The sequence below is a fragment of the Pseudomonas sp. LBUM1658 genome (assembly GCF_059716055.1).
Genome location: NZ_CP166798.1, coordinates 3,363,472 through 3,388,616, shown reverse-complemented (window position 1 = coordinate 3,388,616; position 25,145 = coordinate 3,363,472). Strand labels below are relative to the sequence as shown.

The following is a 25,145-nucleotide window of genomic DNA, read 5'->3' as shown; positions in this document are numbered from 1 at the left end:
AACGATCGCTCACAATTCCTGTGTGCGTTCGATAGCAATTACACGGCAAATCCGAGGCGGCCTGATGCAATCCATACGTGTTGCTGTTCTAGCTTTCAACGGCGTGAGCCTGTTCCATCTCTCTGTGCCGGGAGTGGTGCTGGGGACGGCTCAATCCGCACCTGGTGAACCTCGATACGAGGTTAGTTACTGCGCAGAGACGCCGGGTATGGTGAGTAGCGACCAAGGCATCGGCTTGGAGGTCACTCATGGCCTGGAACTGATGGAGTCCTCTCACGTAATTGTCATTCCAGCGTGGGGCGATCAATCGGTCGCTGCATCCGCACAGCTCGTGAAAGCCTTACAGCTCGCTAATGTCCAAGGAAAGCTCATAGTCGGGTTATGTTTGGGAGCATTCGTGCTCGGAGATGCCGGGCTGCTTGATGGCAAAGAAGCAACCACTCACTGGGCAGTCAGAGACGAGTTTGCGCGACGCTTCCCTGAAGTTCGTTTCAGGCCCGAGGTGCTCTATGTCAGTGATGGCAATATCATGACCTCCGCAGGAACCGTGGCGGCAATCGATTGTTGCCTGCACCTGGTACGCCAGCGGCTCGGCGCCGACGTGGCGAATCGCACCGCGAAAATGCTGGTGACACCGCCGCACAGGCAGGGCGGCCAAGCTCAATACGTTGAGCATCCTGTGCCGCAGCTATCCAGCGAGACTCATCTGTCTGACGTACTGGTATGGGCCCGGATGAACCTGGCCAGTGATCTGTCGCTCGATGTCTTGGCGGACAGGGCGAAAATGAGCAGGCGCACATTTACTCGGCGCTTCAGGGAAGCGACTGGCAGTACTGTCTCAAAATGGTTGAATGCAGAGCGCGTCGTCAGAGCGCAAGAGCTGTTGGAAAGGACTGACTTGCCTATTGAGTGTGTGGCCGGTGAGGCAGGTTTTGGAACGCCCTTATCGTTGAGGCAACAATTCGGCGTTCACCTCGGCACGTCGCCTTCTGAGTATCGGCGAATGTTTTTCCGCGAAATGAATCCGGGCCGTAAGGCCGGCGGCAGTGAGGGTACTGCCGAGCCACTGACTCACTCCCAGGCAAAAGCCTAATGATGTCCCGGAGTTCAGGCAGCAACATTCCTGACAACAGCGAGCAGCGCCTGCAGCGGATGTAATACGGTTATACGTTCTTTTCGCTTCACCTGGCCGCGGCAAGAATATCCGTCGGCCAGTAATCGGCCTGAACATTCAATTTCGCCACCGCCGGCGCCCAGGACTGTTTGTAAATTACATCAGACGTCTCTGCGTTTTTCGCTTCGTGTCCGTAAGTGCCGGACATGCCGCAGCATCCGCTGGCTTGAACGCTCAGTTTCAGTCCCATTCGCTCATAGACTTGCTGCCAAAGGCCAATGCTGTTCGGCTCATTTGTCTTTTCAGTGCAGTGGGGAAGGAAGTGATAGGGATCGGCATCTTTCACGCTCTGTGCCTGTGGAAGCGCATCGGCGAGCCATTCCTGAGGCAGTAGCACGCTAGGTGCTTTGTAGCTGCCCAGCGTCTTCGCGTATTCCTGGCGATACACCAACGTCATCGCGGGATCGAGTCCTACCAGCGGTATTGCGTAGCCCTGAAGCTGATGCAAAGCTTCGCCGTTGAAATGTGCGGCCTTTTCAAAAGCTTTGATGAAACCCTGTACCTGAAGCGGTTTCCCGTTGGGTGCAAAGGGTGCGATATAAACCTGAAAGCCAAGCATTGATATCAGTTCGATCCAGTCGGATAGCACCGGTGTTTCGAAGTAGCGGGTAAAAGCATCCTGGACGAGGATTACGCTGCGCGCACGCTGTTGTTCGTCCAATGCCGACAGGCGCTCAGGTGTCGCGATCTCAACACCCCAACGGCGGCATACAGCGTCAAAGACTTTGAGTTGCGGCGCGCATGGTCTGTTAGAATCCTCCCGGCCTATCTGTTCGAGTACGTGCGATGAAATGAAACGCCAGACCACAAGAGATTTTTCAATTAAGTGTGATAATGGCATTTTGACTTGAGCGGATTAAGCTATGTTTATACGTAATACGGCCCTCGGCATGTTCCTTTTATGCGCTACGGCTGCTACCCAAGCTGCTGACGAGGATTACAATGAGATCGACGCATCGCTCTATGTCTGCGAAAGCAAACCGCAAGCAATGAAACTGGCTCAACTCGGCTTGCGCGAGGATGAGATGAGAGACTTTGTTTTTGCAGACAACAGCGGCTGTGCGCTGTGGAAGAATCCGGCGACTTACCGAGTAGTGCCCGGTACGGCTACCAATGGTGTCGAACAGATACAGATCGATAAGGTAAACAGGGTAGGTTCCGACCCAGGACTTGGCTGGATTACCCAGCAGCAGCTTGATTTTGCGAAGGGCAAACAGACAACTATGGTGAGGCTAGAAAGGCCCTTTCTGGCTTGCAACACCCTCGAAGGCGCTAAAACGAACATCCCAGCCAGCATGAGAGCCTCGAAAGCCGGTATTGCCGTCATCGGTGCTTCGCACGGCACCAAAGCTGATCCAACCAAGAATTATGCATGCTTTTCCATCAAGCCAGTTACGTATGCCATTGGCTATCTAAACTCGGCTAATTCTGGATATGCCCAATACAAGCTCTTCGACGCGAAGGCCACTGAAGTTTGGATGCTCAAATTTTGGAAATAATGTCGTAGGGGACAAAATCATTCCGACGCGACTTGTCGGAACAATTGAATAAATTTGAGGTAGTGATGACGCCTTTTGATTTACAGCGAATTTTGATAGATGAATTCCCGTACTGGTTTCTGCTAGAGGTTTCCTTTCGAGCGTCTTTCGCGTTTGTTGCAGTTTTTCTATTTTTAAAATCCAGCGGTCGGCGAGGTATAAGACAGCTATCCGTCTTTGAATTGGTTGTAATTCTAACGCTGGGTTCTGCTGCTGGGGATGTGTCTTTTTACCATGACGTGCCCTTGCTACCTATAGCAGTGGTGTTTCTCACGCTTTTGATGCTTTATCGCTTTACCGTGCTCGCAACGACACGTAGTAAAAAATTCGAAGCGTGGATGGACGGCCTTCCTATAACTGTTATTAAAGATGGTTTGTATGAGCTGAAATCTTTAGAAAAGTTAAATATGTCGTCAAGCGAATTATTGATGGAGTTTCGTCAGCAAGGGGTCGAGCATCTAGGCCAAGTTAGATTAGCTATAGTAGAGACTGATGGCGACGTCAGTCTTTATTTTTTTGATAAAGACGATGTCCGGCCAGGCCTCTCTGTTTTACCACCTGAGCACCGGGATGAGTTTGTTAGGGTGCCCGCTTCAGCGCTTTATTGCTGCGTAAACTGTGGCTTCTCATACAATATCAACGCAAAAGAAGGAGCGGATTGCTCTCGGTGCAAAAACGATATCTGGTCAGTGGCTCTTGATACTCAGCGCTGTCGGTGACGTTTATGATTTTGAAATTCGCGAGATCGAATTCATCGCTTGATCTGTTGTAATACCACCCGAGCGTGCTGAAAATTAATGTTTTGGTATTGATTGATCTAGATCGTCTGCCGATGATTGAAAAAGCTCAACTGCGGGAATAGGGTATGACCGCTATTGAAGTTAAAGAGCGGTAGTGACGCAGGTGCTGTTCATTCGAATCCAAAAAGAAAATCAAGGGGCGAGGGATAATGGCATGTTCGACGAAGAGGAGTTGGTACCAGCTCGTAACACTGCAGGAACATGAAATTCTGATAGTAAATCAGTCGAATAGTCGTCCCAAAAGCCGCTCAATTTGCGTCCCCTCGTAACGTGTCTTCAGCTCCTCGAGCTTTGCTGCTCTGCGATCTCCAGCAAGCAAGCTGAGCCCATGAAGTGAGTTGATGAAGCGCTGAGGCTCTGCGATTTCGTCTCTGAGGCTGAGCCAGCCAGAGTTTGTCTGTTTGACGAGCACCTCAGCTTCCAAGCTCAAGCCCTGCGACTCAATCAACCTGTTGCCGTTTACCTCTGTCTTAAACTTGCTCAGGACTTCCTCAAGCTTTTGTAGCTGCTCCGTAACGGTCTCTGCGCTATCAAGTGAAACGGATCTACCTTCAACATAGATCGTGTCGTCCTGGATGCAGAAGATCGCCAGCGGGGCTTCACCACCTCCAGTGCAATCGAGTGCAAGAAAGTTTCCCAAGCGTAGCGGATGAGGAATCCAGGTATGACCAGTGCAAACGCGCCAGACGCCCTCTACGCCTTTTCGATAATGTTTGATGACGCGCTCCCGTCCCCACAGAGCCACTTCTTCGATCTGTGCGTTATCGAGACTCCCGACAAACTCTTTCCAGGACAAGCCAGCGGGCACATCTGCGTGGACGACACCTACAATTCCACGCGCAGATTCAACCTCGATGGCGATTGGAAGACCTTCGAGCTTTTCGATGGTCATTTCCTTCGAGTCATCGGCAATCGTCATCCACCATCTCGCGCCCTTGGCTGAATACACGACGTGAGGATTGGCTCGGTAGGCATCGATCAGCATCTGCTCATGATTACCTAAGACCGTGTAGAACCAAGGTTCGCCGAGCAGCTTGAGACCATCAAGGACGCCAGGCCCACGGTCGATCAGATCACCGTATCCGATCCATGAAGCACACCTATCGCCAGGTGGGCCCCTCGTTTACCGTGGCATTTCCGGTGAGCAGTTCCACGGCAGCAAGGCTTCGTAGTCTTCCACCGACGAGGCATGCGGCAAGCGCTCAAGTACGTGGCGCAGCCACGTATAGGGCTCTTGGCCGTTGACTTTGGCGGTCTCGACCAAGCTATAGATCTGCGCACTGGCGGTGGCGCCTTTGGGTGTATCGCTGAACAGCCAGATGACTACAATCAAAAGCTCATCGAGGTCTTCCGAGCTGAGGAAGCAGAGAATTGATGTCGGGCATAGCGGTATACCGCGAGGAGGTTTTGGATTGCTTGGAGGTGGAGAAGCTTTGCTTCGATGCTCATGGCAGGGGAGACCTTACATCGCTATTGGCTAAAGTGAAGTCAGGAAAAATATCCCGCGCAAACCAGCTCGGAATGCCTATCTGCAGCATATGGGGATAAGAGGCTGATTTCACCGCAAGGCCAATATTGATCAACTTGATGAGCTGATCGCGTGCTTCGTTAGGCTGATGGCCGGTAAATATTTCGAACTCGGAAACCGGTAGTGCGCCTTGCATCAGCAGCGCAAGGAGTGCAGACACTGTTTGCGGTTCGATCTCTGCCTCTATGAAGCGCGAGTGCGTTCTGGGGGCATGCATTACTGCCTCTCGAAGCCGGCCGCGATTCAGCGCAGCAGTCATGTAATTTGCTTCCTCTAGGCAAACCTCAAGCATGAATTCAATGAAGCTGATGGTGGATTTACCTGACGGTTGGCCGCCAACCGTAGGCTCGGTCACTCCCCTGCGATGAGTCGGAGCCAAAGCCTGATATTCCTCCCGCCTACGGGCCAGGCCGCGAGCAAGCGACCACAGGTGGGGATGCAACCCAAGCTGAGTCAAGTGTTGGTGAGTGATCGCCCTTGCGACAACTCCCTTACCATTGGGAAACGCATGAGTTTGGAGAGTGTGAAAGTGATGGGCTAGCGTCGTAACGATACGTCGACGAAGCTCCGGTACTTTCTCCAGCATAAACTGCTGATTCGCTGCGTTAAAGGCAGTCTTCAGAAATTCTGGCTGTGTGTGGTACCCGTCAATTATCCTCGAAAAGTCGGCGTCAGAGCCCATCAATAATTTGCATAAGCACGCTGCAGTTTCAGGCGCGACCATGCCAGCCAAGTAAGCTGTTTTCGTTACGAGCAAATCTGCGCTCGCCAGTATTGACGGAGGAATCGAGTCGGGGAGGGCCGGGATTGAGACGTTCATGGCGCTGACACTATCCGCGCTTGGAGCGCTTGTCATGCAACAAGTGTAGATGTCGAAATGAGCGAAGAGGTGCACATCCTGATTTGTTGCACACCGATATCGCTGATAAAGGGTGGGAGATAAAACCCCCGATATTCGATTCGAGCCGGCTGCGGGCCACGTAAACCGGGCCACTCACCAAATTCCGGTGGTTGCTTCGGCCAGGATGCGCTCAGCAAATTCCGGTCGGCGTACACAGGATTCCGGTGCCTAGGCCGGTTGCACACCGAACGGTGCCAGTGACGCTGCTGATGGAGGGTGGGAGATAAAACCCCCGATATTCGATTCAGGCCGGCTGCGGGCCATGTAAACCGAGCCGCTCACCAAATTCCGGTGGTTGCTGCGGCCAAGAAACGCTCAGCAAATTTCGGTCGGGGCACAAGAATTCCGGTGTCCTCTGTTGAAATCCTCGTTCGTCGGACGCCGACCGGGCCAGGGATGCTGCTGATTTAGGGTGGGAGATAAAACCCTCGATATTCGTTTCCGGTCGGCTGCAGGCCATGTAAACCGGGCCGTACACCAAATTCCGGTGGTTACTTCGGCCAGGAAGCGCTCAGAAAATTCCGGTCGGCGCACACAGAATTCCGGTGCCCTATGTCGAAATCCTGATACCCCCCGATATTCGATTCCGGTCGGCTGCAGGCCACGTAATCCCGGCCGCACACCAAATTCCGGTGGTTGCTCCGGCTAGGAAGCAGTCACCAAAATCCGGTGCCCTATCTTGGAGGGTGGGACATAAAAACCCCGATATTCGACCCCGGTCGACTGCAGGCCACGTAAACCGGGCCGCTCACCGAATTTCGGTGGTTACTTCGGCCAGGAAACGCTCACCAAATTCCGGTCGACGTACAAAGGTTTCCGGTGCCCTATGTCGAACCGGTGCCAGAGATGCTGCTGATTGAGGGTGGGAGATAAAACTCCCGATATTCGACTCTGGTCGGCTGTTGCTTCACTCATCATCCGCTGAAAGCGGGGCATTGATGTCAACATCGATACCGCCGACTAATGAGTTAAGGCGAGCCAGGAAAGTAGGATCGAGGGCGATCAGTTTCTCGGGACTACGCTGGATATCGTCTTCCAGCAATTTCAGAAACCCACAAAGCTCCTGGTCATTCTCTGAGGCGCCTGTGTGCTCCGACGCATTGCGGGAGTGGATCGTGGAAATGGATGGAGTAGGATTTGAATCGTTCATGGCACTGACATTATCTGCGCTTGAAGCTCTTGTCATGCTCTGCCTTCGTAAGCCGTAAAGCAGTGCGTATCGCCGAGTGGGGGATGTCGCTGATTCGGGCCCTTGGCCCGGCTAGCCTGAGGTTTTTCAGATGGAGATAAGAGTGCTGTCATTGATCAAGGAATACCAACCAGGGCCCCAGATCCCACAGAGCATTTGGATGACCCTCGGGCTGCCGTCACGCGGCGCCAGGCTTCATGACCTCGTTCAAGAAGGACTGCCTTTCGAATACCTCGAACGGATAGCAAGCCTCTTGCAGGTGAAGCCTGGGGTTATCACCAAGGCTATTTGCATAGCACCCTCAACATTGGCGCGTAGAGCGAAAACAGGGCGGTTCAACGCCGTAGAAAGCGACCGCCTCGTCGCATTGGTAGCTGTCTTTGAGGAAGCCATTTCCCTGTTCGAAAACGATGTCAACGCTACAGCGGAATGGGTGAGCATGCCGGTACGAGGGCTCGGATCGAAGCGTCCAATCGACATGGTGGGGACGAGAGTGGAAACGAACGCTGTCCTCGATCTTATCGGTCGATTGGAGAGAGGAATTCTTGTGTGAGACTCGTCAGGCCAATGCTTAGCGCATCTCCCTATGCGCCGCGAGGTGCTGCATCTCGGCAGTCCATAGCCGTAAAAACCGACGCCAATCTCTCGCATAGCTACCCTGGCGTAAACGGGTAGACCCAGTACTCGCTTCTTCGAAACGCGTCCTCCACGGTTCTGGTATGTGCTCGTCAAACACGACTACAAAGTGGGATCCGCTTACTCCTACTATTTCGGTTTCTGGAACGCATTCTCGTAGCTCATCAACCGACATTGCGAATGCATCGCCAATGGGGTCATCTCGATCTTGGCGCTCGATTTCATCAAGAATCGCCAGGTACTGACTCGCTCGATCCGATCCAGGCTGCAGCCTTTCTAAATCCCACAAAGCGTAGCGCCGTTTGCGTTCGCGTTGCCATAGACGATTTTCGTCAATCATCATTATTCCCCACTATTCCAGACCCCAGTGAACTCGTTTTAGATGTGCACGTTGAGCAGGAGCGCAGTTACCCGTCACACGAGGTGGTGATCGAGCCAATTATATATGCATACCAAGCCTGAACCTTGGAGGGCGTCCTCCGCCATGGCCGTCTGAGGAAGTCGCCTGGTGAGGACGCCAGTAAAGGCTCCTACAACCTGCGCATCCAGCCATCCCTGATAGAACCAGAAGTCGGTAAAGGGAGCTGAGCTCACAAACGCCTTGAGCTGAATCCCGGCGACCTTGGTTACGAATTATCTTGAGAGGCATCTCGGAAAGTACGACTAAGCCTGGAGGGTAGTTGGTGCCAGCAGGTCAGTCGAGAAGTGGGGGGTGGTATCCAAGCAATGCGATGGAGTGGCGACCTTATCAAAGCTGGCCGCAAGGAAGAACTGGCGCAGCGTATGGATAAAACATTGCCTCTTGGAGAAAATCTTTATGATGCACCTGTATACAGCGTACAAGAATTTAGGCTCCGGATCCAAATTATGTTAATTCGTTACTTCTATTCCGTAACATCGGGCCAGAAGATGAGACCCAATCAAAGGTGGCAGGAATATTATGAGTCCGTATCAGATTAGCAACTGGATTAAATCTAGTTTCTAACTCAACAGTCGCTGACTGACGCAGTTGCTCTAATTTTATCCACACGCTAAAGCCCTGAATTTCAAAGTCTGAGCCTACCGGCTCGGGATGATGTCGGCCTTGGGCTACATGCTAGGCAGAAGAGGTGAGGGGACATTATGTTTGAGCGCTCACTTGTTGTTACCTAAATGTTTCTCGGGCCCCCATCCCCCTTCCTGCGAGGCTGTGACTGCCTAATCTACGTTGTTTAGACATCAAAGCTAGCGCCTTACAGCAAAAAATCAGGCTGGCCAATTAATCATTTGTACCCATTCCACAACCTAAGCATTGGCTTAAAAAATACATTTAAATTTTGAAGTCCACATTTAATAGCCCAGGCCTGCACTTGACTACAATATGTGACAATCACTGCAGCACGTGCTCTCGGACGCCCTCGACTCGAACGAAATGGTCGCCAATGTGGGTGGTACTCTGGGAACGCGGGATCGCAATCTCGTAGAATCCGAAATTTTTGGGTGGTTACCCAAGAAGCTGGCGGCGCACAACAAAACTCAAAAAACTCAAAAGCGTCCGCTTCGTTCAACAAGCGAACAGGTTTTCTTCGAACCAGAAATGTCCAAAGTAGAAGCGTTTCATACGCCCTGGCCTGCCTATTTAGCACACCACCATTAACATGGTTATAGACATATAGAAGAAAAACCCGAAGGGAATCAACATGCTCGGAAATCAAAGCGTCATCTAAAAAAATTAGAAGCTTACGCACTCCCAAGTAATTAAAGCGCAGAAACACTACACCATTATTCTCTGTTAAATAAAGCAGAGGAAATGCCATACCTTTATCCGATAACAATAAACTCTCTACTTGAGTAGTTGAATTAATCTTCAAGCCATCAAGCCTGGTGTGAAAATCACCTAATCGCTTTCTATTATATATTCTATACGCTTGGCTACGATTTTTTGCAGAACATGCTGCCTTTTCTACTGAGGAATTAGATTTCCGCACGAGCAAATTTAATAACTCGGATGGAGTTAAACTAATCTCAGGGTGCGCGGGAATCATTTTAAACCACCGTGTAATTGTCAGTCCTGTAACCTCACTATCAACGGTGGTTCGCTGAAACGCTAGCATATTAGAAGGATAGGACTCCTTAATGTTGAAGCCGACCGCATCACAATAGCGCTCGTAATATCTCCCAAAACTTCTAGGGATCGTATGAATTATTTGCCCATAAGGCGTATCAATCTTCCAGGAGAATCCGCCGCCGGGCAGGGGGGCGATATCATTTAGATATAGATGTGGTCTAAGCTTGTGGAAACCGGGCACATCAGTTTGTAGATACGATGCACACGCGAACAAAAAAAGACTTATCTCATGCGCTCCACGAGCTGATCGGAGTCCAAACAAGTAATCTAAATATTTTTCAATAATATTTGCAATGTCATCACCGCATAAATTCAAATCATTTGCTGCAGGAAACTCGTTCCTAGGCACCAGAGCGCGCAAGGTAGCATTCGGCAATACTTCCCTTATGATTCTATTTAATCCATTTGAAAGCGTCCGCTCCCTACCATTCATATTATGAGGTGAGGTAAAGGGACGCCAGGCCTTGTTGAAACACACGCAGCCTGAGGTTGCGTTGAATCGACTAAATGTACGCCTCGCCACCCAATTATTGGGTGGCGACATATAAAATGACTGAAAATCAATGAGATCTAAGTCGGTTAAGTCAAGGAGAGACTTTCTCCGGAAATAAAAACACCATAACAACAGCTTTTCAAACATGGCTTTGTAAATCCCTACGTGAGTTATAGATCGATCTCTAATACCCCACAGAAACTCGCAAGCGATCTGAAGACTTGCCGCCGCATTCAGTTTTCTGTCGAGCGCTCCGATACTTGATAGGATCAGCTGAGACTCAGCGTGCGAGTCGCTGGGTTGCAGCTTATCAAAAGTACAAAATGTTCCGAATAAGGGGGGCGGCGTACACGATTCTGTCTCAATCATCGGCATCGAGATCCCATCCAAAACCTAGATGATAGACAAAGCCTTGAAATTAGCCACCAATCAACGGTGGTATGAGGTGTTCATTCTTCCACTTATTTTTTAACTAATTATCGATAATCTTCCATTCAACTATTCAAATGATCGAGCGACTGTTAATTGTTTTCAGCATAACCGGAGGCAGTTTGAATTATTGTAAATTCCAGTCAATAGAGGCAGGTAGTCCGATCACCGCCATTGCAAAGACGGCCAATTTTACGCTAAGCAATTGATTTTCATGCGATTCCAGTAAATTTTTACATGGATTCCCGTTTATTCTTAGCCGTTACAGGGTTTGTCGAATCAGTGCCTTACGGGGCTCATGAACATTTCTAACATGGCATCTGGTTTAACATAATATACATTATGCGTAGTGCTAGGTATTCCTCGTGAGTCTTCACCAACGTGCTTTTAAAGCAGCCATCAGCGCTCGGAAGTGATTCCTTGAATCACAGCCTCTGCATCATATTCAATGTTTTAGTTCCTCGCGGCCAAACTTTGTGGGCATGCTCCCAGGGATCCTACCTCATGGCCAGCTTGGATAAGCATGCCTGCCGTCGGCGCCATTTGCTTTCACGATGCGCGCGAATCTACCGATCTAGTTGATTGGAAATACAATTTTCAATTGACGCTCTATTCAAGGCTTTAGTGACAGTGTGAGCTTGGTTCGAAGCGATCAGTGACGCGCGCTACGCAAAATCTGGACGTGTCACCAAGGCTCGCGGGTTCACATTTTACGTAGCGTCAAAGTGTCTTCCAGGTACCGCATAGGTTGAGTTTGCTGATGCGACCTGGCGAAGTTCTGATTCATTTCTCGCTCCTGGTTAATATCTAGAACCTTCAGCAAGGCCAGTCTGCTCACATTTTACGCTGCGTAGGAGTCATGAAATCAGACCTGGCAACGATATCCGTGCCGATCATATGCCGTGCCGCTGGCGCGTTTTGAGCTTTGGATGCCTGCGTCCATTTCAACGAATTACTTCCTCAACGATCGCTCATCCGGCCTTTGTTCATCTGCCTAATCGAGATCTCGGTACTCCCAGGCTGGTTAGTCATGCCGGGAAAAGGTGCTCGTTTTCACTGTAAAAAGTAGCCACGAAGATTATGTTTTTCACCGTAAAAACCATTGGCAGATCAGGCTGTGTCGGGACATCTAGGAGCCCGGTAAACTTTTGGCAGCACGCCATTCTTTGAAGGAAAATCAGCCCGCCGTTGTTATCAGGATCGTCAATGATCGGCTGCGTGAGATTGCTAACAGTTACCGCAGCCTGCTTACCTCCTGCAGAGTACTGCCACCAGCAGTCGATATAACTCAACTAAACAGTCATTTAGTTGAGTTAATAATTTAGCGTACTTTCAATCGTAATACCGGCTTCGTCGGTGTTACGTTTTACAGTGTCGAGTCAACGAATTAAGCGCCATATTATTTTTGCTGCTCAGTCTAAATTCCTATTTTTAATACAAGTACCCTCCTCCTTAATTAATCGCCGTTAGCATTCTGATAAGTGCGCGAGTGGGCTACCGATTGAACTGAGCAATTATCAACACCAGGCTCGGGCTCACGGTCGCACCGAAGCGCTCAAGAGCCCGAGCCAGTGCACGACTCGACTAGCTCAACGCGAGGTCGACGGTGTGACCCAGCCGGCGCCTACCCCGCCTCAATCTGCCAGGGTCGCCGGCATCGATGATGCGTTGGCCGGCTGGCTGCCGCAGGCGAGCATCGACCAGTGGCGCAGCAAGGGCGTGATGACCGCCGGCGTACAGTAAGACATTTATGCATGCCACCCGAACAAACCCCGCGGTGTATGCGGCTTACTACCGCATACGCGCGGTGCTGACCGCTCCGCGGGCCATCTCCAGCTCTTCGCCTCGCAACCACTGAGCGTAATAGTCTTTCAGTTCCTCCTCCCAGCCAGCGACTTCATCCAGCAAGTGTTCGGCGTGTTCGCGGGTCAGCGCAAAGTGAGTGTGATGACTGAGCAAATTGGCACGGCTGATTTGATTTCCGTCCCGGCCAACCGCCATGGCCAAGGTGTGAGCAGGACCTTCATCCACAATCGGCAGCACGTCGTACATAGGCGAGAGGCGCCATTTTCCTGCGAGCCAAATAATGGAGTGGTTTCGCGGGTGGTCGTCGCTGTTGCCCGCCAAGGCGTTGTAGCACATACGTTTGAACAGCTCTTGCAGATCCACGTCCGGGACACCGCGCCGGCGCATTTCATCGGCCACTGCCGCATATCGCCAGTCACGGTGGTATTGCTCATTCCACTCAGCATCCAGCAAGGTCAGTGCACTGAGCATTGGAATGCGCCTGGCGCCTTCGGCCAATGGTGTACGGTCGAAGCGTTCGATCAAAAGCGTGGATGGCGTTTCGGCATGCAAGGCGGTATTGGCGACGTTCATACCCTTCGACGCGGCGAAGGTCATGCAGGCATATTCGATTGAGGGGAAATCGTATTGGTCAAACCGGTCTCGAGGCTTGGCCAGAATCAGCATCCCGTTATCCTGCAACGTTCGCTTTGGCCGCGCACCGCCGAGAGAGGAGCGTTGCTGGCGGATGTTCAGCATCGCTACAGACCGTTCATCCAGTTGTCCGTCATAGACCGCTTCGCAGGCTTCTATGAATTTTGCCAAACCTTTCAATGTTGGCACCGAACTGTCTCCCAGACCGGGGGCGGGAACAGTCGCTGTCCCGGCCAGGAGATTGCCGGCGCGGTCGTTGTTTGGAGATTTGAGCAAAAAATCGATGGGCGCCAGCACTTGACCATAAGCACGCTGGAGCAAGCGCTCTCCCCATCCGTCCGGCATAGCGTCGTTGATAAAGCCCGGTATGCCACGGTTCTTGGCAATGCCGGTAAAGGCTTCTGCACGTAACGGATAGTTGATGGGGTCAGGCACCCAGTCACCGCACTCCACATAGTCGGGGGCATAAATAAACTCGCCGAACTTCCCCTGCAATGTCAGCCTGCCAAGGGTCAGAATCTTTCCGGTGTCCGGGTGCTCCATGTAGATATATGCACGGGACATCAGAAATCCTCCGATTTAGGTTTGCGCAACCGCACACGCTTCGAGGCGATGCTCTGGTGAGCGTCCTCATCAGTGACATAACGCGTTATCTGCGATGTGGTTTCGATCCCATTCAACGAGCCGAAAATCAACTCGTTGATTCCAAGGCGCCACAGGACCAGCATGAAAGATCGAAGGTCGACGAATTCCGACCCATTCTCGATTTTGCGCAGTGTGTGTTCGGAGATGCCGAGCGTCGATTTGAAGTCCGCTTGACGCAAGCCCAAAGCCAGGCGCCGTGTTTTGACCAAAAGCCCGATTCTGCAAAGGGTGTCAGCACAGGCGACTGGAAAAAAGTCTTTCATAATACGTACCAGAATGAGCGTTATCCCTAATAAGGTTAACAATATCACGTATTATCTTAGAATTTGAAAAGTTAATATCAACCACGGTGAGTATTATCTTGTATAAAGCTCACCTTCGTGAGCTTTATTTATCAGCCTTGCTTTGATTTTCTCACTCGCATCATCCGCAACGGGGTGTAGCTGAGCACCGTTTCGCCGCGCTGATTGATAACCACATTGCGGGTACGCACCAGGCCGCGGTCGGGTCTGGAGGTGATGCGGTGAGTTTAATGTCGGCGAAGAGGTTAAAAACTTCAGTAAGACGATTCTTTCTCGCTAGGCGGTGATTTAAGCCACGGATAGCCCTTCGCGCTGAGTTGAAACGCGTAATCGAATAAACGCTTCATATACTCACCATCGAAATTATGATTGCGAGGAACGCAAAAATCGGCGCCGATGTATGCAAGATTGAAGTCCGCCCCATCCTGCTGTGCAATACGGTAAATTCGATCCAGGTCGCTGATCCCCTGAGTCTGGATCAATGCGCTGATGGCTCGACCGCCGATGCTCAAAGTACGGCGCTTCGTTCCGGACCACTGTGGCTCCAGTTTCCCATTGCGAATGACATAGAAATGACGTTCGCGTCGCAAAATTGCTCCGGGGACTCGGTTCAGTGCCATCACGGTGCCAGGTGGGTAAAGGAACACCTGAGTGATTACGCCTCCGTCCACGTGCATTTCCTGAAACTGCTCGCCATCAACCTCCACATCGATCATGACCGGTGAGACTGCGCCGGGAATGCTCATCGACGCGATCATGATGTTGCGAAAGAGTTCGAGCGCTCCCGGTGCTTCGCTGGAGGCTATCGCGCCCATGTTCCAAGTGACCGGCCGTCCTGAATCAAGGTCGGTGGTGCCGATCATCAGCAGTCGTCCTTTTGCGTATTCCGACGCGATCGCTGCAAGAAGCTCACCCGTAACGTATTTTGCAATGAGCCGCGACAGTGGTTTGCTGTGCGCCATACCGTCGCTGGTAAGACGGGTCAGCATATTTCGCGAATGGAAAACGTCTTTTGGACCTATTGCGTTGGAGATACGCAGAATGTCGACGTCGTACTGAGGCCCCAGGTAAGCGAACGGGGCGACCAGGGCGCCAGCGCTAATGCCCGTGACGACCTTGAACATAGGTCGAGTCCCATGCAGGGTCCATCCCGCAATGAGTCCCGCGGCGAATGTGCCTGCGGTGCCGCCACCCGAAACTGCCAGCATATTTGCCAGTGGCAGGATGTGGTTCGGCTTCCCGGCTCTGGCGAGAGTCTCGGCCTCTCGTTGGTTGGCCTGACTTGCATCCAGGATGAACGGAGTCAGATCGTGGTCCAGCCAGTAGCGAGCATTTGGAATGCCCGGGATGACCGCTTTTTCCGTTAAAGTCGGCGGCACAGCGTCACGACGTGGCAGACACGCCTGAAGCAGCATGTTCAGAGTTGAGGCACCAGGTCTGAGCAGCAATGGTTTCAAAACGCCTCCCCCGCCCCTGCAGTCGACAGTGAAGGCGCTCATCGTACTCGCAGATGCTGTCCTTACCTGTGGTGCCCAGGATCGCCACACGCCAGCCGGCAGCGATACGTCATTCGAATGTCCAGTAGCCCATTTTGCGCTCCTTTGCGTGATAAAAAAACTCGTGGATGCGTGGTGGGAAATGCGACACAAATGCTCGGCGCCCGCCAGACGCATTAGATGCTGTTTGCCTCGTCGATTTCGCAATAAAGCACTTTGCCCTCACCGATTTGTGCGTCCTTCGTTCGGCGGCATCCCGGTACATTAGAACTCCATGGTCCTGCAGAGCGACCCAAAACAAAAACAGCCAGCTCGCCTCAATAATCTGCCAACCATCAGGAGTCATCCCAATGACAACATCCCAGATTCGCGCTCTTCAGTTTGCCGGTTTCGCGTTACTGACGGTTGGTGCAGGCGCTGCGCTGGCCGAAGACATCACCTTTGTTTCCCAAGGTGGTGCCTACCAGGAAGCGCAAAGCAAGGCGATACTCGAGCCGGCCGCGAAAAAGCTCGGTCTGACGCTAAAGCAGGACAGTTCCCCCAAAGCGTACCCCATCATCAAGGCCCAGGTTCAAAGCGGTAAAGTCAGCTGGGATGTAGTCGATTTGCCAACTGGCGATTGCCTTCGCGGCGAAGAGGAAGGCTTGTTCGAGAAGCTGGACCTGAAACTGATCCCCAATGCCGCCCAATTGCCCCCTGAGCTCAAGGACGACTACAGCGTCGGCTACATAAGCTACTCCACGGTACTGGCCTATCGTACCGATGCCTTCAAGGGCAAGGATGTACCTAAAACCTGGGCGGATTTCTGGGATACCGATAAATTCCCCGGCCAACGCTCGTTGCGCAATTTGCCGCGCCCGACCCTGGAAATTGCCTTGATGGCCGATGGTGTCGCCCCGGATAAACTCTATCCGCTGGATGTCGATCGGGCCTTCAAGAAGCTTGAGCAGATCAAGCCCGACATCTCGACCTGGTGGACCTCCGGCGGGCAGTCGGCCCAACTGATCAGCGATGGTGAAGTGGACATGATCCAGGCCTGGAACGGCCGGATTACCGCCGTGCAGGCCGGTGGCGCTCCGGTAGCCTTCGACTACAACCAGGGGGTGCTGGAAACCAACTCGCTGTGCGTGCTTAAAGGCACGCCACACAAGGACGCCGCGATGAAGTTCGTCAACGAAGCCATCGACGCCAAACTGCAAGCCGCCCTGCCCCTGCTCATTGATTACGGCCCGTTGAACCCCGAAGCCTTCAAGACCGGGACCATTCCCGACGGGCTCGCGGCAAAACTGCCGTCCTCGCCGGAAAACATCGCCCGTCAGGCATTGCTGTCGTCCAAGTGGTGGGCTTCCAAGGAGGGAGTGAAGGCAGAGGAACGCTGGTTGTCGTTCGTTCAGAAGCAATAAAAGCAGGATCAAAAGATCGCAGCCTGCGATCTTTTGGCGGTTTCGGGGATGCCGAAAGAGCAAGATCAAAAGATCGCAGCCTGCGCCAGCTCCTACAGTCGGAGATGCCTGCAGCCCACCTTAAACCCTGAAAAACCCCCAACGCAGGACATGCCGTCTACCTCCCCTATTTCGCAATAAAGCACTCTGGCACCGCGCATTTGTGACCGCTTCATTTGCGGGCCTGCCGGTACATTAGAGGCTGCATGGTCCCTACAACAAAAACCACGCCCAGCTCGCTTTTAGAATCTGCCCCACTCGGGAGTCCTCCATATGACAACAATCAAGCAGCGTCTGTTTTCTATCGCGAGTCCGGTATCACTGAGCGCCAGCGCATTTGCAGCCAGGCAGCGTGGGCTGTCATTCGTTCAGAACAAGTGATGGGAGGCCAATATGTCCAATACCTACTTAACCAAATCAGCCAAATCCATGCCTGACTCCAGCGACGGTCCGCGCCTGACCCCGGCGATCACAGCGCAAGCCCTGGCCCGCGAAGAACGCAAGGAAAACCGTTCCATGTTGTTGCTGCTGACGCCAGCCCTGGTGATGGTGGTGGTGTTGTTGATCCTGCCGATGTGCTGGCTGGCGTTCCAGTCGGTGCAGACCGAAGAAGGTTTCTCGCTGGTCAACTATGTGCGGATCTTCCAGGAGCGCATTTACTGGGACACCTTCGCCCTGACCTTCAAGATCAGCTTCATGGTGACCATTCTCTCGATCTTCCTGGGGTTTCCCATCGCCTACGCCGCGTCACGGTTGCAGGGTTTCTGGGCCAACCTGGTGCTGATCTGCGTGATCATTCCGTTCTGGACCAGCGTACTGGTGCGTTCCTACGCCTGGCTGGTACTGCTGCAACGCCGTGGCCTGGTCAACCAGACCTTGATCGACCTGGGGATCATCGACCAGCCGCTGAACCTGATGCACAACACCACCGGTACCGTGATCGGCACCTTGCACGTGATGTTGCCGTTCATGGTGCTGCCGTTGTATTCGGTGATGCGCAAGATTCCCCAGGACCTGATGCAAGCCATCGCCAAGACCCACAATCTGGACCTGCACTGGGACTGGTTCGATTTCGCCAGTGCCGACTACTACATCGAGCACGGCAAGATGATGCCGGACGACTGGTTCGAGATCCTTAAAGGCTACGACGCTATCTACTTCGGCGCGGTCGGCTGGCCGGACGTGGTGCCGGATCACATTTCCCTGTGGGACTCACTGCTGCAGTTCCGTCGTGAATTCGATCAGTACGTCAACCTGCGCCCCTGCCGCCTGATGCCCGGCGTGAAAGCACCGCTGGCCAATCGCAAGCCAGGCGACATCGATTTCTGGGTGGTGCGCGAGAACACCGAAGGTGAGTACTCCAGCGTCGGCGGCAAGATGTTCCCCGGCACCGAGCGTGAGATCGTGCTGCAGGAAACCGTGATGACCCGCATCGGCGTCGATCGCATCCTCAAGTTCGCTTACGAACTGGCCCAGAGCCGGCCGAAAAAGCACCTGACCTCCGCGACCAAATCCAACGGCATCGCCATCACCATGCCTTACTGGGATGAACGGGTGGTCGAAATGGGCAAACGCTTCCCGGAGGTCAAGGTCGACAAATTCCACATCGACATCCTCACGGCCAACTTCGTCCTGCACCCGGACTGGTTCGACGTGGTGGTGGCGAGCAACCTGTTCGGCGACATACTGTCCGACCTCGGCCCGGCCTGCACCGGCACCATCGGCATCGCACCTTCGGCCAACATCAACCCGGAGCGCAACTTCCCGAGTCTGTTCGAGCCGGTTCACGGTTCAGCACCGGACATCGCCGGCAAAGGCATCGCCAACCCGATCGGGCAGATCTGGTGCGGCGCGATGATGCTTGAGCACCTCGGCCATCCCGAAGCAGGCGCCGCCGTTCTCAGCGCCATCGAAACCGTATTGGCCATGGGCCCCGAAGCGGCGCCGTTGACGGCCGACATCGGCGGCACCGGCAATACCGAAGCGCTGGGCAAGGCGATCGCAGCGATCTGTTAAGTCCCGAAATCGCCGCGCAATCTTCCGTTTCGCGCCAGCTTTACGGGAGATTGTGGCGTGGCGACAGGTCATTCTGATGCTGACTTATCCCGTTGCTTGCGAGGCCTCATGACACTGCTTTTCAAAGTCGACACCGAACGCGGTCTGGCCTGGAAAAACCTGTTTCAGTGTCACGCGCCGGACATTGACGTCCGGTTCTGGCCGGACCTCGGCGACCCCGACGAAGTCCGCTACCTGGCGACGTGGCAGCCGCCACCAGACGTGCACCTGCTGTTGCCGAATCTGCAAGTGATACTCGCGACTTCCGCGGGTGTCGATCAATTCGATCTGAGCTGTCTGCCACTTCAGGTTGAGGTCGTGCGCATGCTCGATCCCGGCATTGCCCAGGCCATAGTCGAATACGCCTGCTTTGCGGTGCTGGCGCTGCATCGAAAAATGCCCGAGTACCTGGTTCAGCAGCGCCAGCAGCAGTGGCAGATCCAGCCTTGGGTCTCGGCGCCGCAGCAACGTGTCGGCGTCATGGGACTGGGTAACCTGGGGGTCGCCGTACTGGATCGATTGCGAAGCTTCGGTTTCGGCCTCAAGGGCTGGGCCCGATCCGCGAAGCAGATCGATGCTGTCGAGTGTTTCGCCGGCGCTGAACAGTTAGCGCAATTTCTCAATCAATGCGACATCCTGATCTGTCTGTTGCCGCTGACGGAAGACACCCGCGGCATCCTCAACGCTTCGACCTTCGCGGCACTTCCCCCTGGCGCAAAGCTGATCAATCTTGGCCGTGGCGGTCACCTGATCGAAAGCGACTTGCTCCAGGCGCTGGACAGCGGCCACCTGCAGCATGCCGTGCTCGACGTGCTGAATGACGAACCACCAGAGGCCGACCACCCGTTCTGGCAACATCCGCGTATCTGGCTAACCCCGCACATCGGGGCAATGACCCAGCCGGAAACAGCCTTCGAGGTCTTGCTGGCCAATATCCGGCGCCATCAGCGTGGTGAACCTATGGTTGGCACCATCAAGCGCAGCGATGGCTACTGAGTGACCTGTGGCAAGGGGGCTTGCCCTGATGCCCTGTGGAGCTGCCGAAGGCTGCGATCTTTTCAGCAGATGACGCGTTTGCCGGGCAGCCGCGAAGATCAAAAGATCGCAGCCTACGGCAGCTCCTACGCCGACCGTGGCCGGTAAAACGATCGGCGAGATACTCGCAACCGTCGGCACTCGGCAAATTTTGCCAGGCACACACAACCCCTGTAGGAGCGAGCTTGCTCGCGATGGACGTTAACGTTGGAGCTGCCACCCAGCTGGCAGAGCCGTCTGGAGTCGGCCACCCGGCAGCTGAGTTCGCCGCTATCGGCCCGTGAGATGGAGGTTGGCCGGCTGATGCTCAGCGGCTGCTCGAACAAGGAGATCGCCCGCAAACTGGCGATTTCCGCGGAGACCGTGAAGGTCCACCGCAAGCACATGTACAGCAAGCTCGGGATCAAGTCCCAGTCCGAACTGTTCTCGCTGTTTCTGCAGGCGCAGGAATGAAAAACGCCCGACACTCGTTATGAGTGCCGGGCGTCGGAGCCGGGATCGAATCAACTCATCCGGGGCTGCCAGCCGACTTTGCCCATGGCCGACAAGAGTTGCTCAGGCTTGAGCGCCAACACTCGATTGCCACAGCCTTCAAGGTCGGTTGCGGCGAGCATTGCATTGAGGATGGCCTCCTCGACCGCGTCGGCGGCCGCCACGAACAGAGCCGAAATATAGTCGTTGTTGACCATCTGCAAGGCCGTGGTCGGTTCGCCCGGACAGCCATGATTGGCTACCGGCAAACCGCGATTGCCCACCGAAAACGCGATGAAGATATCGCCGCTGGAGTCTTCCGTGCCACCGCCAACCCGCGCCAGGCCAACGCTTGCCCGCTGCGCCAGACGCGTGCACTGATGGGGCAGCAAAGGCGCGTCGGTGGCAATGGTGATCACAATCGACCCCATACCCGCCTCACCGACGTTCGCAGAACCTTGAAACGGCGATGGCACGTCATCCAGAACCCCGCCGACCGGATAGCCCGCCACCCGCAGCGCACCACGCACGCCATAGTTGGCCTGCACCAAAGCGCCCACCGTCCAGCCGCCCTGCTCGGCACTCAGCACCCGCGAGGACGTACCGATGCCGCCCTTGAATTCGTGGCAAATCATACCGGTGCCACCGCCGACGCAGCCTTCTTGCACCGGGCCGGAGCGCGCATCTGCCAGGGCCGCCTGGACATGTTCGGCGGTGACATGCTGACCCCAGATGTCACTCAAGACGCCATCGTAGGTTTCCAGCACTACCGGCATGCACCAATAGGTATGGAGCTTTGCCATTTCCCGCTCGGCGGCCACCAGTGCGTCCCGCACTACGCCGACGCTATGGGTATTGGTATAAGCGATTGGCGTGGTCAGCAAGCCCGCTTCGCGAATCCACTCCAGGCCCGTGGCATCGCCATTGCCATTCAAAACATGGACCCCGGCAAAGCAGGGTTCCAGGTGCGCCGCAACTGCACGCGGTTCGATAACGGTAACGCCGGTGTGGATGGAGGTTTCGCCGGATTCGACACTGAGCGTGTGATGACCGACTCGCACTCCTGGCACATCGGTAATGGCGTTGTAGACGCCCGGGTTACCCGAACCAATAGCGATGCCTAGGTCACGTAAACGCATTGTTCTACTCTCCACATTCGATCAATTAAGGTGCTCGAAGTGTAGAAACCCGGCAGGCACTTGGCGATAACCTGCATTCGTTACCCCAAAGGCGTTACGGGTGTCCATCAGGCTTACAGGTCCATCCCCGTCCTGTTACTCCCGGCTTACCGGAACGTCCCGCTCCAACTCACGTCGCCGGCGTCCGAGCCAGCCTCCCGACGCGGCCCACATCAAGGCGATTGCCGCGCCGATGAACATCGCCAATTGCGGATGCTCGACCAGCACATCCAGCCCGCGCTTGACCCAGCCGGCGACGGCATCGCCGCCACGATAGACCACGGTGTCGATGAAGTTCTTGGCCTTGTATTTCTGCTCCGGCAACAGCACGGTGTAGAGCATTTCCCGACCCGGGCGCACCAGCGCGTACTCGCCAGCCCGGCGAATGACCATGACCACCACGAACACGGCAAACACCGGCGCCAGTGCCAGCCACAGGAAACCGGCGGCCATCACCAGCGGGACTGCCACCAGCAACACCCCCACCCCGAGCTTCTGCGCGATGCGTCCGGTGAGGAAGATTTGCGTCAGGATCGCCAGGGTCTGTACCACGGCATCGATCAGTCCGAACACCTGGGTCTGGCGGGTGCGGTTAGTGAAAGTCTGCGCCACCAGCCGCGCCTGTTCGAAATACAGGAAGGTGCTGACACTGGCCAGCAGCACCACGAACAGCGCAATGCCCAGCAGATAAGGCGAGCGCAGCACCGCTGTGGCGCCGGCGAACGGGTTGCCGCCCAGCGGCCTGGACCGAGGATGTTCGACTTCCGCCGGCAATGGATGGCGATCACGCCAGCGCTGCAGGTACAACGCCGCCCCGATGCTGCCGAGCAGGAACAATGCCGCCAGCAGCACCAGACCCGAGTGGCCGATGACCCCGACCAGCACTGCGCCCAGAATCGGCCCGATCAACCCACCCAGGCTGGCGCCACCGGCCATCAGGCCGAACAGGCGCTTGGCTTGCTCGTTGGAGAACAGATCGGCCAGTACGCTCCAGGCCAGGGAAATAGCCAACAGGTTGAACACCGACAGCCAGATATAGAATGCCCGTGCGGCCCAGATATTGTCCGGTTGCACAGCAAAGATCGCGGCAAACAGCAGCAGGTTGCTCGCCAGAAAGCCATAGGTCCAGGGCAGGATGCGTCGGCGTTCGACCCGTGAGGCCAGCCATCCGAACAGCGGCAGCGCCACCAGGGTGGCGATGAAGGTGCCGGTGAACAGCCATTGCAGGTTCTCCACCCCGCCGGCCACCCCCATGGTCTCGCGCACCGGGCGCAGCATGAAGTAACCGGCGAACAGCAGGAAGAACAAGGCCAGCCCGCCATACACCGCGACAGCCTCCTCGTCGCGGACATTGAACCCCTTGCCCAGCAGGCTACTGAAGCGATTGCGCGTTGCCGGCCCGGACATGAGATCCCTGGGCTCAGGCGAATTGCTGGATCAGACTTCGTAGTTGCTCAGTGCTGAGCAACGGGCCGGTTCCAGCCTTGAGCTGATCGAGCTGGCGATCGGGCCGGCTGGTGGCGGGGATCACCGTGGTCACCGCCGGATGGCTGATGGCAAACTTGAGAAACAGCTGCGCCCAACTGCTGATCCCCATCTCCGTTGCCCAGCCCGGCAATACCAGGTCCTTGACCCTGGCAAACAATCGGCCGTCGTCGAACGCCCGGTTGATCAGTACCGCCACGCCTTTGTCCTGGGCCAGCGGCAGTACGGTCTTGGCGGCGTTGGGCGAGTTGACCGAATAGTGGATCTGGATAAAGTCGAGCTTTTCAGTGCGCAGGATCCGTTCCAGCTCTGCCAGGCCGCTGTCGATGTAATGGGTCACGCCGATATAGCGGGTCTTGCCCTGGGCCTTGAGTTCGCGGGCATAGGGCAGTTGCTCTTGCCAGTCGCGCAGGTTGTGGATCTGCAGCAGATCGACTTTATCCGTGCGCAGTTTCTGCAAGGAGCCTGCCCACTGTTCTTCGGCCGCGGCGCGGCTGTTGGCGGCGATCTTGGTCGCCAGGAAGCTCTTCTGGCGCCAGCCTCCCTCCTCCAGCAACTGACCAAGCACCGCATCGGCGCTACCGTAGTTGGGCGAGGTATCGATGACCCGGGCGCCGTGCTGGAAGAACACCTGCAAGACCTGTTTGAGCTGCTGGTACTGCGCCGAGCCCGCCTCGACCTCGAAACTTCCAGAGGTGCCCGCGCCGATCACCGGCAGCGCTTCACCGGTAGAGGGGATCTTGCGAGTCAGCAAAGGCGTTGCAGCCGGTGACTGCCCGTTCGATGTGCTTTGTGCGAAGGCGCCGCTATGAACGGCGAGTAAACCGAGGCCTGCGGTGGCGGTGGCGGTGGTAGCCAGGAAGTGGCGACGTGTATACATGCTTGATCTCCTTCCACTGGAACGCGATTCAGTGGCGGCTAACCAGATAGAGGAATGACCAGGGTCAACCAGGTATTCCAGCCCTCTGCGCGATTCTTTGCGTCAACCTCGTAGTAGCCCTTGAGATTGGTGTACCAGAGCTGTTGGCCGACCTTGAAGAAGTGTCCGGCCTGTGGCCCCACGGCGCTGATCCTGGATTTGAAATCGCCCAGCACGGCACCGCTGCCGCTGTCGCCGGTAAGCTGATGGTAAAAATAGCCGACCACGCCCAGATGGGTCTGATCCGAGATGAAGTGCGAGGCGCTCCAGTCCAGGTGGGCGTCGATGCCGTTCTGGTAGTCGGTATCCGGATTTTCCCAGTTGTAGGTCATACCCGCCACGGCGGAGAACTCGTTTTTCTTGTCGAACCAGGTATAGCCGCCCCCGGCATCCAGTGAAGCATGGCCAAGCCCCACATTGACCAGGCGATCAGGGTCGTAGGCGCCAACCGGAATGTTGCCCATGCTGTACGCCATGAAGTTGTGAACCCCATGATTCCACTTCAAGCTGCCCAGCAGATAGACGTCACTCCCACCATTCAGGCTGTCCTCCGTACCCCCGGAGAAACTCCGGCCGCGCGGGCCGGTCAAGGTGGCATCGACACTGACATTCGACCGCCCCACGGCGGCGATCATCGATACCGCGGCCTGGGCCCCGAGCAGTGGTTCGGCGAAGGTATAGGTGGGGCCGGCGAACAACAGGTCGGCTCGCGCATCCACGCCCAGGGTGGTCCGTCCCCCCCCGCGGAAAAGCTTTATTACCGCTCTCGTCCGCACTGATGTGGTAATAGATAAATGGCAGACTCCAGCCAGGTTCGGTCGGCACGGCTGCCAGTGCGCCGAACTGGCCCGGAAGCCAGAAACTGATGCCTCCGTCGTCCGCA

18 protein-coding genes and 4 pseudogenes are annotated in these 25,145 nt (G+C 55.0%); 8 read left to right on the top strand and 14 right to left on the bottom strand.

What is annotated here, in order from left to right:
- Positions 1 to 64: 64 nt before the first annotated feature.
- Positions 65 to 1,093 carry a GlxA family transcriptional regulator gene (locus ACA064_RS15550; RefSeq protein WP_497674143.1) on the top strand — a complete coding sequence of 343 codons (1,029 nt, stop codon included), beginning with the start codon at positions 65 to 67 and terminating at the stop codon, positions 1,091 to 1,093.
- A gap of 14 nt (positions 1,094 to 1,107) precedes the next feature.
- Here the strand turns inward: ACA064_RS15550 and ACA064_RS15545 are convergent.
- Positions 1,108 to 1,895 (bottom strand): annotated as a pseudogene (locus tag ACA064_RS15545) ((Fe-S)-binding protein); the annotation flags it as partial.
- Between the two features lie 142 nt (positions 1,896 to 2,037).
- On the opposite strand from ACA064_RS15545, the gene ACA064_RS15540 reads away from it, so the two are divergent.
- Together ACA064_RS15540 and ACA064_RS15535 are read left to right on the top strand one after the other, a co-directional pair.
- Positions 2,038 to 2,673, top strand: coding sequence for a hypothetical protein (locus ACA064_RS15540; RefSeq protein ID WP_497674142.1), 636 nt, complete (start codon positions 2,038 to 2,040; stop codon positions 2,671 to 2,673).
- A 65-nt stretch (positions 2,674 to 2,738) separates the two neighbouring features.
- A complete protein-coding gene (locus ACA064_RS15535) occupies positions 2,739 to 3,431 on the top strand; it encodes a DUF421 domain-containing protein (protein ID WP_497674141.1) in 693 nt (230 codons plus the stop codon).
- Between the two features lie 301 nt (positions 3,432 to 3,732).
- On the opposite strand, the gene ACA064_RS15530 is transcribed toward ACA064_RS15535, so the two are convergent.
- The 4 genes and pseudogenes from ACA064_RS15530 to ACA064_RS15515 form a co-directional block, all read right to left on the bottom strand.
- Positions 3,733 to 4,497 carry a metallophosphoesterase family protein gene (locus ACA064_RS15530; RefSeq protein ID WP_497674140.1) on the bottom strand — a complete coding sequence of 255 codons (765 nt, stop codon included), beginning with the start codon at positions 4,495 to 4,497 and terminating at the stop codon, positions 3,733 to 3,735.
- 138 nt (positions 4,498 to 4,635) lie between these two features.
- Positions 4,636 to 4,830, bottom strand: a pseudogene (locus ACA064_RS15525) (transposase domain-containing protein); the annotation flags it as partial.
- A gap of 127 nt (positions 4,831 to 4,957) precedes the next feature.
- Complete coding sequence (locus ACA064_RS15520; RefSeq protein ID WP_497674139.1) at positions 4,958 to 5,860, bottom strand: Fic family protein; 903 nt, start codon at positions 5,858 to 5,860, stop codon at positions 4,958 to 4,960.
- Positions 5,861 to 6,848: 988 nt separating this feature from the next.
- Positions 6,849 to 7,091, bottom strand: coding sequence for a type II toxin-antitoxin system PrlF family antitoxin (locus ACA064_RS15515; RefSeq protein WP_497674138.1), 243 nt, complete (start codon positions 7,089 to 7,091; stop codon positions 6,849 to 6,851).
- A 142-nt stretch (positions 7,092 to 7,233) separates the two neighbouring features.
- Here ACA064_RS15515 and ACA064_RS15510 point away from each other — a divergent pair, with 142 nt between their 5' ends.
- Positions 7,234 to 7,683, top strand: a complete 450-nt coding sequence (locus ACA064_RS15510; RefSeq protein ID WP_497674137.1) for an antitoxin Xre/MbcA/ParS toxin-binding domain-containing protein — start codon at positions 7,234 to 7,236, stop codon at positions 7,681 to 7,683.
- 1,345 nt (positions 7,684 to 9,028) lie between these two features.
- Here ACA064_RS15510 and ACA064_RS15505 read toward each other — a convergent pair.
- From ACA064_RS15505 to ACA064_RS15485, 5 genes are all read right to left on the bottom strand, one after another.
- Positions 9,029 to 10,513, bottom strand: a complete 1,485-nt coding sequence (locus ACA064_RS15505; protein WP_497674136.1) for a hypothetical protein — start codon at positions 10,511 to 10,513, stop codon at positions 9,029 to 9,031.
- 1,310 nt (positions 10,514 to 11,823) lie between these two features.
- The gene (locus tag ACA064_RS15500) at positions 11,824 to 12,087 is read right to left on the bottom strand and encodes a hypothetical protein (RefSeq protein ID WP_497674135.1); all 264 of its coding nucleotides are present in this window, start codon (positions 12,085 to 12,087) and stop codon (positions 11,824 to 11,826) included.
- Between the two features lie 499 nt (positions 12,088 to 12,586).
- Entirely contained in the window at positions 12,587 to 13,798 is a 1,212-nt protein-coding gene (locus ACA064_RS15495; RefSeq protein ID WP_497674134.1) for a type II toxin-antitoxin system HipA family toxin, read from the bottom strand.
- On the bottom strand, positions 13,798 to 14,142 hold the full coding sequence (locus tag ACA064_RS15490; protein WP_497674133.1) for a helix-turn-helix domain-containing protein: 345 nt from the start codon (positions 14,140 to 14,142) through the stop codon (positions 13,798 to 13,800). The genes ACA064_RS15495 and ACA064_RS15490 overlap by 1 nt, the downstream gene beginning before the upstream one ends.
- A gap of 293 nt (positions 14,143 to 14,435) precedes the next feature.
- Positions 14,436 to 15,638 carry a patatin-like phospholipase family protein gene (locus tag ACA064_RS15485; protein WP_497674132.1) on the bottom strand — a complete coding sequence of 401 codons (1,203 nt, stop codon included), beginning with the start codon at positions 15,636 to 15,638 and terminating at the stop codon, positions 14,436 to 14,438.
- 389 nt (positions 15,639 to 16,027) lie between these two features.
- Here ACA064_RS15485 and ACA064_RS15480 point away from each other — a divergent pair, with 389 nt between their 5' ends.
- From ACA064_RS15480 to ACA064_RS15465, 4 genes and pseudogenes are all read left to right on the top strand, one after another.
- Positions 16,028 to 17,080 (top strand): ABC transporter substrate-binding protein, encoded by a 1,053-nt coding sequence (locus tag ACA064_RS15480; RefSeq protein ID WP_497674131.1) that lies wholly within the window; start codon positions 16,028 to 16,030, stop codon positions 17,078 to 17,080.
- 1,053 nt (positions 17,081 to 18,133) lie between these two features.
- Positions 18,134 to 19,135 (top strand): annotated as a pseudogene (locus ACA064_RS15475) (tartrate dehydrogenase); the annotation flags it as partial.
- 108 nt (positions 19,136 to 19,243) lie between these two features.
- Positions 19,244 to 20,170, top strand: coding sequence for a 2-hydroxyacid dehydrogenase (locus tag ACA064_RS15470; protein WP_497674130.1), 927 nt, complete (start codon positions 19,244 to 19,246; stop codon positions 20,168 to 20,170).
- Positions 20,171 to 20,428: 258 nt separating this feature from the next.
- A pseudogene (locus tag ACA064_RS15465) lies at positions 20,429 to 20,662 on the top strand (response regulator transcription factor); the annotation flags it as partial.
- Between the two features lie 50 nt (positions 20,663 to 20,712).
- Here the strand turns inward: ACA064_RS15465 and ACA064_RS15460 are convergent.
- The 4 genes from ACA064_RS15460 to ACA064_RS15445 form a co-directional block, all read right to left on the bottom strand.
- Positions 20,713 to 21,819: a DmpA family aminopeptidase gene (locus ACA064_RS15460; protein ID WP_497674129.1), complete on the bottom strand. Its 1,107-nt coding sequence runs from the start codon at positions 21,817 to 21,819 to the stop codon at positions 20,713 to 20,715.
- 135 nt (positions 21,820 to 21,954) lie between these two features.
- Positions 21,955 to 23,265 carry an NTP/NDP exchange transporter gene (locus tag ACA064_RS15455; RefSeq protein WP_497674128.1) on the bottom strand — a complete coding sequence of 437 codons (1,311 nt, stop codon included), beginning with the start codon at positions 23,263 to 23,265 and terminating at the stop codon, positions 21,955 to 21,957.
- Between the two features lie 13 nt (positions 23,266 to 23,278).
- Entirely contained in the window at positions 23,279 to 24,223 is a 945-nt protein-coding gene (locus ACA064_RS15450) for an aldo/keto reductase (protein ID WP_497674127.1), read from the bottom strand.
- Between the two features lie 38 nt (positions 24,224 to 24,261).
- Entirely contained in the window at positions 24,262 to 24,981 is a 720-nt protein-coding gene (locus tag ACA064_RS15445) for a SphA family protein (protein WP_497674126.1), read from the bottom strand.
- Positions 24,982 to 25,145: the final 164 nt, after the last annotated feature.